General features: G+C 43.1%; 11 protein-coding genes. 6 read left to right on the top strand and 5 right to left on the bottom strand.

The window, feature by feature from the left end:
• Window positions 1-93 precede the first annotated feature (93 nt).
• Window positions 94-1101, bottom strand: a complete 1008-nt coding sequence (gene pspF, locus L3V37_RS05725) for a phage shock protein operon transcriptional activator (protein ID WP_017820869.1) — start codon at window positions 1099-1101, stop codon at window positions 94-96.
• Window positions 1102-1333: 232 nt separating this feature from the next.
• On the opposite strand from pspF, the gene pspA reads away from it, so the two are divergent.
• From pspA to L3V37_RS05700, 5 genes are all read left to right on the top strand, one after another.
• On the top strand, window positions 1334-2005 hold the full coding sequence (pspA, locus tag L3V37_RS05720) for a phage shock protein PspA (protein WP_005378119.1): 672 nt from the start codon (window positions 1334-1336) through the stop codon (window positions 2003-2005).
• A 14-nt stretch (window positions 2006-2019) separates the two neighbouring features.
• Complete coding sequence (gene pspB, locus L3V37_RS05715) at window positions 2020-2253, top strand: envelope stress response membrane protein PspB (protein ID WP_005378117.1); 234 nt, start codon at window positions 2020-2022, stop codon at window positions 2251-2253.
• Window positions 2246-2635: an envelope stress response membrane protein PspC gene (gene pspC / locus L3V37_RS05710; protein ID WP_025766867.1), complete on the top strand. Its 390-nt coding sequence runs from the start codon at window positions 2246-2248 to the stop codon at window positions 2633-2635. Before pspB ends, pspC begins: the two co-directional genes overlap by 8 nt.
• A gap of 569 nt (window positions 2636-3204) precedes the next feature.
• On the top strand, window positions 3205-4698 hold the full coding sequence (locus L3V37_RS05705) for an arylsulfatase (protein ID WP_237306022.1): 1494 nt from the start codon (window positions 3205-3207) through the stop codon (window positions 4696-4698).
• A 194-nt stretch (window positions 4699-4892) separates the two neighbouring features.
• Window positions 4893-5459 (top strand): DNA-3-methyladenine glycosylase I, encoded by a 567-nt coding sequence (locus L3V37_RS05700; RefSeq protein ID WP_005378109.1) that lies wholly within the window; start codon window positions 4893-4895, stop codon window positions 5457-5459.
• 24 nt (window positions 5460-5483) lie between these two features.
• Here the strand turns inward: L3V37_RS05700 and L3V37_RS05695 are convergent, their stop codons facing one another.
• The 4 genes from L3V37_RS05695 to cls form a co-directional block, all read right to left on the bottom strand.
• Window positions 5484-6344 (bottom strand): lipase secretion chaperone, encoded by an 861-nt coding sequence (locus L3V37_RS05695; RefSeq protein WP_237305979.1) that lies wholly within the window; start codon window positions 6342-6344, stop codon window positions 5484-5486.
• A gap of 12 nt (window positions 6345-6356) precedes the next feature.
• The gene (locus L3V37_RS05690; RefSeq protein ID WP_275949307.1) at window positions 6357-7286 is read right to left on the bottom strand and encodes a triacylglycerol lipase; all 930 of its coding nucleotides are present in this window, start codon (window positions 7284-7286) and stop codon (window positions 6357-6359) included.
• 224 nt (window positions 7287-7510) lie between these two features.
• The gene (locus L3V37_RS05685; RefSeq protein ID WP_064353812.1) at window positions 7511-8716 is read right to left on the bottom strand and encodes a cystathionine beta-lyase; all 1206 of its coding nucleotides are present in this window, start codon (window positions 8714-8716) and stop codon (window positions 7511-7513) included.
• Window positions 8717-8927: 211 nt separating this feature from the next.
• A complete protein-coding gene (gene cls / locus L3V37_RS05680; protein WP_005378105.1) occupies window positions 8928-10382 on the bottom strand; it encodes a cardiolipin synthase in 1455 nt (484 codons plus the stop codon).
• A gap of 430 nt (window positions 10383-10812) precedes the next feature.
• Between cls and L3V37_RS05675 the strand changes: the two genes are divergently transcribed.
• Complete coding sequence (locus tag L3V37_RS05675; protein ID WP_042522154.1) at window positions 10813-12183, top strand: sodium-dependent transporter; 1371 nt, start codon at window positions 10813-10815, stop codon at window positions 12181-12183.
• Window positions 12184-12256: the final 73 nt, after the last annotated feature.

Raw genomic sequence — 12256 nt, 5'->3', positions numbered from 1 at the left:
AAAATCCATACACTGTAAGGTGTTATGCCATAAATGCATGCGAATTAGAGCGCAGTCACGAGCTCGTGTATTGATTGAGTACTCTCGGTCAAGTTAGCTTTGTCCGACCAAACCATATTTTCTAACCATCCCTCGTAATTGGTGATAGCTCAAGCCAAGTAGCTCGGCTGCTTGTCGTTGATTAAACTTGGCTTCTTCCAATGCACGATTGAGTAAATGGATATCTTGTTCCTCTTGCCATTGTTTATAGTCTAGAGGGAATTGGATGGTGTTGCTTGATGCTTCCTCTTCTTGTTGTTCTGCTTGTTTTGCACTATGGCCAAGCGCGCTGTGCCAAACCGTTTCAAAAGGATTGAAAACCAGTTCATCAATTGGATGAGCATTCAGACCATGTTGGTAAATCGCACGTTCAATCACGTTTTTTAGTTCGCGGACGTTACCGGGCCATTCATATTCAATAAGCGACTGCTGCGCTTTTGGGGTAAAACCGACAAAGTATTCCAGTTGCAGTTCACGACACATTTTCATCGCGTAGTGCTCTGCTAAAGAGAGAATGTCTTCTTTGCGCTCGCGAAGAGGCGGTAACATAATGACATCGAAGGCTAGCCTGTCGAGCAGATCTGCACGAAAATCACCTTGCTCTGCCAATTTTGGTAGGTCGGCATTGGTTGCACAAACAAGTCGAACATCCGCATTGAGAGCGGTATGACCGCCAACTCGCTCATATTCACCATATTCAATGACACGTAATAGCTTTTCTTGAACTAAAAGTGGTGCGGTTGCCAGCTCGTCAAGAAACAAAGTACCGCCCTCGGCACGCTCGAAACGCCCTTTGTGCTTACCTTTAGAGCCCGTGAAGGAGCCGGATTCATGTCCAAACAATTCGGAATCTATTAGCCCTTCGCTTAATGTCGCACAGTTGAGTGATAGTAGTGGTTTATCCCAACGTCTTGATAAATAATGCAAACGCTGAGCGATGAGTTCTTTACCCGTACCTCGTTCACCAATGATGAGGACAGGGCGCTCAATGGGTGCAAGTTGTGATACTTTATCTAGTACAGCGAGAAAAGCAGGTGATTCACCAATCAGGTTTTGCTTCATAAAGTCCTTCTTATTTAACAGCCGAGCCATGATTTAGAGATAGAGTTGGTAAATTTCACCAACAGTTGGTGAAAAACATCATAGCACAATAGTGTGTAACGACAACAAAATGAATAACGCTCTGATTTAAAAGAAAATTATAAGTTGGCACGTTACTTGTTATATATTCAGGGAGACACAAGGTTAATCACCACCTTGTCGAGTTTTAATAGGAAAAAAGAGGAGTTCCGTTATGGGTATTTTTTCTCGATTTGCAGATATCGTTAACTCAAACATCAGTGCATTACTGGACAAGGCGGAAGATCCTGAAAAAATGATCCGTCTTATCATTCAAGAAATGGAAGACACACTTGTTGAAGTGCGTACTAACTCGGCTAAAGCGATTGCAGACAAGAAAGAGTTGGCTCGTAAGGTTGAAACGTTAGAAGAGCAAATTGGCGAATGGGGCCAAAAAGCGAGCTTAGCATTAGTTAAAGAGCGTGAAGATCTAGCTCGTGCAGCGTTAATTGAAAAGCAAAAGCTAGAGCAAGTGATTAAAGGCCTCCACACTGAGCAAACCTTAGTGGAAGAAACGATCGATAAGCTTACTGGCGAGATTGGTAAGTTGGAAAGCAAAATTGCTGAAACGCGCGCAAAACAGCAAGCACTAGCAATTCGTAACCAAACTGCATCTAACCGTCGTGATGTGCAAAAACACCTGCACACTAGCCGTACTAATGAAGCGATGGCGAAATTCGAGCAATACTCACGTAAAGTGGATGAAATGGAAGCGGAAGCAGACCTGTATGCTCAAACCGGTAATGCTAAATCGCTAGAACAAGAGTTTGCAGAGTTGCAGGCACAAGACGAAATTGAAAAAGAGTTGGCAAAACTGAAAGAACAGATGTCATCGAAAGATAAATAAGAAAGGAGCCATTTATGTCGGCATTTTTTATAGCAGGACCAGTGATTGTCTTTTTAATCTTTGTCGCTCCACTATGGCTCTTCTTACACTATCGCAGCAAACGCAAAACAGATAGTGCACTGTCGAGCCAGGATTTAGAGCGCCTTCAGGTACTATCTGAAAAAGCGGAAGCGATGCAGTCCCGAGTTGATACATTGGAGCGCATCTTGGATGCTGAGTCACCAACATGGAGACGAAAGTATGAATAATCGAGAACTGTATCGTGATCCAGTAAATGGCAAAATCTCCGGTGTTTGCGCCGGAATTGCCAACTACTTTGGTGCAGAAGTTTGGTTGATTCGTATTGTAGTGATTTCTGCAGCGCTGTTAGGTGGTACGTTTTTGGTATTGTTAGCGTACATCGCGATGGCGTTTATGTTAGAAAAGCAACCAGTAACGTATTCTGAAAATATCAGAGCGCAGCAAGAGCATACGCTCAAAAGTAAGCCTTGGCAGAAAGGGCAAAGCCCTGATCAACTGCTCAGTGTGTTGGAAAGGGATTTTGACCGTCTTGATGGCAAAATTCGTAACATGGAAGCGTATGTTACGTCTGATACATATAGGGTGAACAGAGAATTCAGTAAGCTCTAACTGTCCCACAACAGTCACTCTATCAATATCGCAAGCCAACTAAATCACGCCATACAAGGCATCACTCCAAATGACCTCTCACGTTGAGGTTGTTTGGTTATACAGACACAAATATCAACAGGACTATTACAGAAAACCATTTTTAACTTTCGTCATTTTTATTCTACTTTAAATTTCAAAAAATATTGCTAATGTAAATGTTTGGATGATTGGTTAATTAACTTTTTATATTAATAATCGTATTTTCTTTAATATAAAGAAAAGGAATTAATGTAATAACTAAAAGTAATCGTGATTTTTTAACTTTTTGATTTTTATGGTTTACTTGTTTTTATTGACGTTTTTCGTTGTTTTTTTTTATGTTTTTATTTGAAGAGAGTCATGTTTATTTTTAAAAGATGGAAGCTGCTACATTTAGAATGTTTTGATGTTTGACTATTTAAATATATTATTTAAACCGGGTCTGTTTTTATTAGACCTTGTTTTTAAAAGTATTTTATAAGTCGGAGTTCCACACAATGAAAGTAAGCAAGGTTCTCAAGCGTAGTGCAGTTTGCACTATTGTTGGCATGAGCTTATCGGTCCAAGCCTACGCAGCAGATAAACCTAATATTCTCGTAATTTTTGGTGATGATATTGGTCAATCAAATATCAGCGCGTACACCATGGGCCTAATGGGGTATAAAACGCCAAACATTGATCGTATTGCCAATGAAGGTATGATTTTTACTGATTATTATGCAGAGCAATCTTGCACTGCGGGACGCTCGACATTTATTACAGGACAATCGGTACTGCGTACAGGTTTGAGTAAGGTTGGTTTGCCTGGTGCTAATATAGGACTTCAAGCTGAAGACCCAACTATTGCTGATCTACTAAAACCAATGGGATATGCAACGGGACAGTTCGGCAAGAACCATTTGGGGGATAAAGATGAGTTCTTACCGACAAGCCACGGTTTTGACGAGTTCTTTGGCAATTTGTATCATTTGAATGCGGAAGAAGAACCAGAGAATGTTGACTACCCGAAAGACCCTGAATTCTTGAAGAAATATGGTCCTCGTGGTGTTATTCACTCTTACGCAGATGGTCGTATTGAAGATACTGGGCCGCTGACGAAAAAACGCATGGAAACTATTGATGAGGAGACTGTATCTGCCGCAATGGACTTTATGGAAAAACAAGTTAGAGCTGATAAACCATTCTTTGTGTGGTGGAATGCAACACGGATGCATCTGCGCACACATGTGAAGCCAGAACTTCAAGGCTCTTCGGATCTGAGCAATTATGCAGATGGGATGATAGAGCATGATAGTCATGTCGGTTTGTTATTGGACAAATTGGATGAGCTTAAAGTGACAGATAACACGATTGTTCTGTACTCAACCGACAATGGCCCGCATAAAAACTCCTGGCCAGATTCAGCTGCTAGCCCATTCCGAAGTGAGAAAAACACCAACTGGGAAGGGGCTTACCGTGTTCCTGCAATGGTGCGTTGGCCTGGACATATCAAACCAGACCAAGTGTCAAACAACATAGTGCATCACATGGACTGGTTACCAACACTTGTTGCCGCAGCTGGTGATGACGACGTTAAGAACGAGTTGTTAAAAGGCCATAAAGTGGGTAACAAAGAGTTCAAAGTGCACTTGGACGGGTATAATATCCTCCCTTACTTGACGGGTAAGACGGACAAAACAGAGCGTCGAGAAATCTTCTACTTTAACGATGACAACCAACTAACGGCATTGCGTTATGACGATTGGAAGATTGTTTTCATGGAACAACGAGCTGAAGGCACACTGAAAGTTTGGCAAGAACCTTTCACAACGCTTCGCTTACCGAAATTGTTTAACTTAAGAATGGATCCGTACGAAGAAGCGGATAGAACATCTAATACCTACCAAGATTGGCGAATTGATCACTTGTACATGTTGGTTCCAGCGCAAACATATGTTGGGAATTTCCTTAAGACATTTGAAGAGTTCCCTCAGCGACAAAAAGCGGCAAGCTTCAACCTTGATGAAGTAATGGAACAAATGTCTAAAGCGCATAGTAATTAAAATAGACGCATAACTATATACTAGAGATCTACGGAAATACTTAATAAAAATTCAATTCCTTTGGGAATGAGAATATTGATTGAGTAATTTAGTACAAGATAGCGAGTATGAAAGCCACTCTTATTATTAAATTGTAGGAGTGGCTTTTTGTGTATGATTACGTATATTGACAAAAAACGGACGTGTAAAGTTAGATGACAGAACAAAAAACGTGTGCGTGGGCGATGAATCACCCATTAGAGCGCGAATATCATGATTCCGAATGGGGCGTGCCAGTATATGACGACCAAGTCCTGTTTGAATTTATTACTTTGGAAGGTGCGCAAGCTGGGCTTAGCTGGATCACCATCCTTAAAAAGCGCGAAGGTTACAGAGAAGCGTTCGAGAATTACGATCTAGATGCGTTGGAACAAAGAAATGAAGAACGCGCTGAATACATCGTGGAAAACTTCGATGTTGTGAGACATCGCGGAAAGATTAACTCGGTATTCAGTAATGCCAAAGCGGCCAAAGCGTTAATTGCTGAGTACGGGAGTTTATCAGACGCGTTGTGGCAGTTCGTGGACGGTGAACCAATCGTCAATCAATGGCAACATATGAGTGACGTACCAGCTTCGACAGAGCAATCCAAAGCCATGAGTAAATTCCTAAAAAAGAAAGGCTTCAAGTTTGTCGGTGAAACCATCTGTTATGCTTTCATGCAAGCCGTCGGCATGGTGGATGACCATATCGTTGGATGTCCTAAAAAGCAGAATAAGTGACGTTTGGCTATTAAGCTAATGTTGTTAGTTCTGGCTATCATGAATACGTTCCAAAGCTTCGATTCGACGCCATTGAGTGGCATCGAAGCTTTGTTTTCTTAAAGCAATGATTTCTGCCTGTTTTTCGTCTTGCCCTAGAAAATCCCTATTCAGAATATTTTGACGCTGCTTTAAGTAAGTGGCGAGTTGAGTTTTAAATGATGCTCTTTGCTCATCAAGCTTTTGCAGCCTCTGCGCTCCGGCATCTCCTACCAGAGCAACACGGGCGATGTACTTGTCTTGTGAATCAAGCTGAGAAGCTTGCTCGAGCTGCTCTGCTAATGCGTTATTGCGTTCACTTTCGCGTATGTAATCCGGTTGTTCTGATAACGCTTGATTGAGAAGGTGTGCTTGACTCTCGATATCCGATGCCTGTGTTTTAATCGTCAGCTTTTCCAATGCAAGTTGGCGAAGTCGGTTTTCTTCGTCAAACAATTGGGTTATCTGCGCCTCGCTAAAGTATTGAAGCTGTAAGTTCAGTATTGCTTCATTCAGCATGGTTAACTGTTCAAGCGTTAGGTGGTTGTGCTCAAAAGGCTCTAATGCAGAGAGTGCTTGCTTGTAGGAAAGGTAGGTTTGAAAAAGTTTGGCATCAATATTCAGAGTTTGCTTTGCTAAAGTGTCATCATTGACTTCCGCTTTGATCGTATCGAGATCTTCTTCGCCCAGCCGGCTAAGAGAATATTCGAAGAAGTCTTTTGGGGAAGAGACATCGGCGGCTATATCTTGCTGAGATTGCGAATGGTTAGAGGTTATCTCTTGTTGTTTGTCGCTTTGCAACAGAGAAAGCGCTCCCACGCCAAATATCGAGAGCAGGATAAAAGTGGTGAGAGCGACTTTCTTCATTGTGATGACCTCTTATAAACCTTGAAGTTTGAGACGATTTGCATGTTGGCGATAAAGCGTGACTGGATCGGTTTCAAAAAGATGATGAATACCGAGTAGGCCGTTAATTTCATCCAAATGATTCATTTGATAATCATCACGTATGACTTTGCCCAAATGTGTGCTGCACGCACCAACTAAGCCATCATTTGGCCCATCAAAGGCTAAGCCAAGTACCATCATGGCAGCGTCGGTCGGATCGAAAACGTTTGTAAAAGTGGATGATCCGGTCCATGAGTAGTAATAAACGCCATTTGAAGCTAGCAAGTCACCATTACCACATTCACTGGTAGGGACTCCCTCCGGGTAGTGTTGGTTAAACGCTAATGATCCTTCCGTGGTTAATGCTGCTAGTGAGGCTAAAGGGTCTTGGTCGAGATCAGAACCACCTGATAGAAGATTAATAAGAGTGGTTAAGCCTTGCGCCAGTTTTACCGCTAGCTGCTCACTACCCGAACCCTCAGATACGGTGCCACGAACTAAATCGGCTACTTTAGACCCTTTATTAACGCCACCTATACTCGTAACTGATGCGACTAGATCAGGACGGACAGAGGCAACATAGCGCGTTGTTGGACCACCATGACTGTGACCAATGAGATTGACTTTCTCTGCGCCTGTTGCTGCAAGTAAGGTTTCTACTTGAGCAAGCAGTTGCTCCCCTCGAACTTCACTACTATTGGTCGCGGATACCTGTGCAACATAAACCGTAGCGCCATCTTTTGTTAAGGAATGTGGTATTCCGAAAAAGTAATCAACGCCTGCCAGGGTATCAAAACCAAACAAACCGTGAACCAGAACAATTGGATACTTGGTTTGGGTATAACCTGTTGCAGCGTATACGGAGGTTATTGGGACGGTAACTAAGGTAAAAAGCATTAGCACTATAAATTTGAGTTTCAAAACTATCTCCTTGTGGTATGACCTCTTATGAATGATAAAAAGTAGGAGAGAAACTCTAAATTTGGAAAGCCTATTTGTGGCACATTATTTCATTCTGTGACTGCTCAATTGAAAAACAACACAAATGATTAACATTAATTAGTGGTTCAGGTGAATGTTAGTAAATTCTAATTAAGTCAGAGAGTTATAAAAACGCCCCGCAATGCAGGGCGATTCAATCATTGTTATAGGGAGGCTTCTTTTTCAAGCATTAAGGCATTATAACGCGCAAAACCAGCCTCTAAATCAGCGATCAAGTCATTTACGTCTTCTAAGCCAATATGAATACGAACCAAAGTACCTTCAAAGTGTGGGTGAGCTATGGTTCTCAGGCTGTTAAAGCTCTTAGGTTCGTTAGCTAGAATGAGGCTTTCATAACCGCCCCAAGAGTAACCCATACTGAAGTGTTTCATGCCATCAAGCAGAGCCGTTGTCGCTTTTGGATAAGACGTTTTGAGAACAAATGAAAACAAGCCGTTTCCACCTGTGAAGTCTCGTTTGAAAAACTCATGGCCAGGGCTTGTTTCTAAAGCTGGATGGCGGACATGATCAACTTCTGGGCGAGAAGCGAGCCACTGAGCGACTTTTAAACTGCTTTCTGCGTGCTGTCTTAGGCGAACATCCAACGTGCGAATACCTCGAAGACCTAGGTATGCGTCGTCAGGAGAAACGCACTGACCCATCAGGTAGCTTTGTTCACGAAGCTGATCCCAATACTTTTCAGAAGCCACAGCAGTACCTAGCATGACATCTGAATGTCCAACGATATACTTAGTTGCCGCTTGAATGGAAATGTCTACGCCATGCTCGAAAGGAGAGAAGTTCACGCCAGCTCCCCATGTATTGTCTAGCATCACGATGATATCTTGCTCATGGGCAATGCGTGCTAATGTAGGTACATCTTGGACTTCCATGGTTATTGAACCAGGAGACTCCAAGAAAAGGACTTTGGTATTCGGCTGAATCAAGTCTCGGATACCTTCACCGATCATTGGGTCATAATAGGTGGTTTCGATGCCCATTTTCTTCATGATGGTGTTACAAAAGTCACGAGTTGGTTCGTAACAAGTGTCCACCATTAGAATGTGATCGCCAGTTTCAACGAAAGAGAGGATGGCATTTGAAATTGCTGCCGTTCCACAAGGGTAAAGCGCGCAACCAGCTCCACCTTCAATCTCAACCATTGCGTCTTGGAAAGCAAAGTGCGTGTTGGTGCCTCGGCGACCATAAAACAACGTTTTGTTTGCACGATTAATGGTGGCTTGGTTCTTTTCTGCAACGGTATTGAATACCACAGTTGAAGCGCGTTGAACGGGTGGGTTTACAACACCATTTGTCCACTTTTTATCGCGGCCAGCGGTAATGAGTTTGGTTTTTTTTCCCTCTGACATAAAAGTTCCCTGTCTTAAATATTGCGGTTTTGAATATTTAAAACATGGACGACGTAGGTTATGCAAGGGAAAAGTCGACTATCAGCCAATAACAGCCAAGATGAACAGGTAATGATGTCGAGAGGTATCGTGTAGATAGGGAGCTAAAAGAACAAACCTCCAGCAGGATGCATGTAGCGCTGGAGGTTTTTTAGTCGGTGTATTTGAGGTATTAGAGGAGTGGGTTGAAGAGATAGAACACTCGCTCTAAGAACCGAGAAAATAGGCTCCTTTTCTCCCACTCTTCCAATACAACAGTGTGAGATTGCTTAATATAGCTATCTTGTAACCAAGACATTTGCTTGGTGAACTCTTCGTCATCAACGGCGAGGGTCACTTCGAAGTTCAGCCACAAGCTGCGCATATCCATGTTTACGGTGCCAACTAAACAGAATTGGTCGTCAATTACGACAGATTTTGTATGCAGCAAACCACCATAAAACTCATAAATCTTGACCCCTGCACTCAAGAGCTCACTATAAAAAGCGCGTGACGCCCATTGCACCATCATAGAGTCATTTTTATGGGGAATAATGAGTTCAACGTCAATGCCTCGTTGTGCTGTCATCTTTAACGTTTCGAGTAAATCAGCATTGGGCACGAAATATGGTGTTGTGATTCGTACCGAGCGATTGGCTTGGTTTATTGCCAATGTTAATACTTGATAGATCAGATATTCCGGCATACCTGGGCCAGAAGGCACAACCTGAATAGGGTGTTGGAATTCACTCTCATCGATCTTGCATTCAGGTAGTCTTGGTAAATGACGTTCGCCAGTTTCGACTTCCCAATCCCAACAGTGGATGGCACTCAATACGTTTACCGTTGGTCCCGTAATGCGAACCATGATGTCCACCCAATGCCCAACGCCACTATTTTGCTTGAAGTAAGCCGGGTCAACCAAGTTCATTGAACCTGTATAAGCAATTTCATCATCAATTACGATGATCTTGCGATGTTGGCGAAGATCAAGACGACGTAAGAAAATACGCCACATCTTCACTTCTAACGCTTGAATAACTTCAATTCCAGCATCCTGCATCATTCGATACCAAGGACTTCTGAAAAAACGCGGGCTACCTGCTGAATCGAGCAATAGTTTGACATCTACGCCGCGTTTAGCCGCTTGGATAAGTGCAGAAGCGACAGAGTCAGCCAAACCACCCGGATGCCAAATGTAGAATACCATTCGAATACTGCTCTGCGCGTTTTCGATGTCTTCAATAATGGAATGCAAAATCTCATTAGGTGACTGTTGCAGCGACAATGTATTACCGCTCAATGCGGGAAGACCAAGGCGGTTGTTACAAAGTTCATCAATTCGGTAGATGTGCCTTCCCATCGTTTCTGGGTTGTGCGCGTTACAGTCGTTAAGCTGACTGAACCACTTCTCGAATGGTGTAAACATCTCTTTTGCGCGTTCGGCCCGTTTTCTGCCTAAGTTCAGTTCACCGAAGAGGAAATAACATGCGACACCCAGAACGGGAAGGATATAAATGATCATTAGCCAAGCTAAAGACACGCTCACTGCACGGCGCTTTAAAACGACACGAATGGTCACACCTGCGACCAATAACCAATATAGCCCGATGCCAGCTAAAGTAAGAAAGTGATAAAACTTGTCCATATACGCTCAGAGTAATATGCCCTTCTAGGATATTAAGCATAAAAGTGGGTTGGGGGAATAGATTTCCCATTTAGACATGGGATTGACCTTATATGAGGAACGAATTTCATAACAGCTGATTCTGTTATTTTAATGTGAAAAATAAGGTCATTCTTTAACTTTTGAACAAAAAAGCAGCATTTAACCTGCGTAACTCGACACTTGTGCGATAAATGTACTTTTTTGGGGTTCCAATTTTAAAGGGGAGCTGCTTTACTTTCTAGACATAGTGCGTCGAACGCTTATTTTATAAGTGTACAATAATTTTTACATAAACTTTTTAGACGCCTATCTCTATGCATACACAACAAACTAATTTTGGAGAAAAAGCGTGGCTACAACTAATACAGCAGCACCACGTGATACGTGGGGGTCTAAACTAGGCTTCGTAATGGCAGCAGCGGGTTCCGCTGTCGGTTTAGGCAATATATGGAAATTCCCTTACACAGCAGGTGAGAGTGGCGGCGGTGCATTCGTTGCTATCTATCTTATCTTTGTAATTTTTATCGGCTTTAGCGTGATGCTGACAGAGTTCGCTATTGGTCGTAAGACAGGTCTTTCTGCCGTAGGTGCATTCAAAACAACTGACCGACGCTGGACGTTCACTGGCGTTATGGGAGTCTTCAGTGGTCTTTTGATCATGGGCTTCTACCCTGTGGTTGGTGGTTGGGCATTGGCCTACATCTTTAAAGTGGGTGGTGGTCTACTCAGCGCGCCAGAAGCAATTGGCGACAGCTTTGGCGGTTTCATCTCAGATCCGATTCAACCTTTAATGTGGATGGGTGTTTACCTGTTCCTTAACGTCATGATCGTGATGAAAGGGATTTCGGGTGGTATTGAGAAAGCCGGTAAGGTTCTGATGCCGCTTCTGTTCTTAATCCTAATCGTTGTTTCTGTTAAAGGCTTGATGCTGCCAGGTGCAATGGCGGGCCTTGAGTTCTTATTCATGCCGGACTTTTCTAAAGTCGACAGCAACGTAGTTCTTGCTGCACTAGGGCAGGCGTTCTTCTCACTTAGCTTAGGTATGGGTTGTATGATGACGTACGGTTCTTACCTGAAGAAGAAAGAGAACCTAGTTCAAACAACCGGTATGGTTACAGCTATGGATACAGGTGTCGCGATTCTTGCTGGTGTTGCTATGTTCCCAGCAATGTTTGCCTTTGGCATGGAGCCTGCAGCAGGCCCTGGTCTTGTATTCGTTGTCGTTCCTCAGCTATTTGCTGAAATGGGCGGTGTGATTGGGTTGCTATTCGCGTTGCTATTTTTCATCGGTTTGACGGTGGCGGCATTAACTTCTTCAGTATCACTATTGGAAGTTGTCGTGTCTTACCTAATCGACGAGAAAGGCATGAAGCGCTCTAACGCTGTTCTGTCTGCAAGTGCAGTTATGGCGGCATTATGTATTTTTGCGTCACTATCGTTAGGTGGAATGGGACCAACGCTTTTCGGTACAGGTGCCTTTGATATTTTCGACTTGCTAACGGACAAAATCTTCCTAGCGGTTGGTGGTATGTTGGTTTGTATCTTTGCTGGATGGCGCCTAAGCCGTGCTGAGCTAGAAAAAGAGATCACTAATGACGGCGAAGTATCCTTCCCGCTATTTGGATTGTGGTACAACCTAGTTAAATACCTGATTCCTGTTGCGATTGCTATCGTTGCCTTCATGGGGATTAAGTCTGGCTTTGACAGTGGCAAAGGTGAAATCATGCTGCTGGGTATCGCAATCATTGGTCTTGCTGGCATTTTCTCGAAGAAGCTTTAGCAAATACCTTGGGGGCAAGCCTCGATAGCTTTGTCCGATAACTTATGTATACTGCTGGCTCCAAACGTGGAGC

Source organism: Vibrio sp. D54, assembly GCF_021728075.1.
Lineage (GTDB): Bacteria > Pseudomonadota > Gammaproteobacteria > Enterobacterales > Vibrionaceae > Vibrio > Vibrio alginolyticus.
Note: the sequence above shows the minus strand (reverse complement) of the source record. Positions and strands in the feature narration are given on the sequence as shown.

What these genes read in the sequence shown, in the direction of transcription:
- pspF (WP_017820869.1), bottom strand. Translation starts at nt 1,101, where the DNA reads ATGAAGCAAAACCTGATTGGTGAATCACCTGCTTTTCTCGCTGTACTA.
- pspA (WP_005378119.1), top strand. Translation starts at nt 1,334, where the DNA reads ATGGGTATTTTTTCTCGATTTGCAGATATCGTTAACTCAAACATCAGT.
- pspB (WP_005378117.1), top strand. Translation starts at nt 2,020, where the DNA reads ATGTCGGCATTTTTTATAGCAGGACCAGTGATTGTCTTTTTAATCTTT.
- pspC (WP_025766867.1), top strand. Translation starts at nt 2,246, where the DNA reads ATGAATAATCGAGAACTGTATCGTGATCCAGTAAATGGCAAAATCTCC.
- L3V37_RS05705 (WP_237306022.1), top strand. Translation starts at nt 3,205, where the DNA reads ATGAGCTTATCGGTCCAAGCCTACGCAGCAGATAAACCTAATATTCTC.
- L3V37_RS05700 (WP_005378109.1), top strand. Translation starts at nt 4,893, where the DNA reads ATGACAGAACAAAAAACGTGTGCGTGGGCGATGAATCACCCATTAGAG.
- L3V37_RS05695 (WP_237305979.1), bottom strand. Translation starts at nt 6,344, where the DNA reads ATGAAGAAAGTCGCTCTCACCACTTTTATCCTGCTCTCGATATTTGGC.
- L3V37_RS05685 (WP_064353812.1), bottom strand. Translation starts at nt 8,716, where the DNA reads ATGTCAGAGGGAAAAAAAACCAAACTCATTACCGCTGGCCGCGATAAA.
- cls (WP_005378105.1), bottom strand. Translation starts at nt 10,382, where the DNA reads ATGGACAAGTTTTATCACTTTCTTACTTTAGCTGGCATCGGGCTATAT.
- L3V37_RS05675 (WP_042522154.1), top strand. Translation starts at nt 10,813, where the DNA reads ATGGCAGCAGCGGGTTCCGCTGTCGGTTTAGGCAATATATGGAAATTC.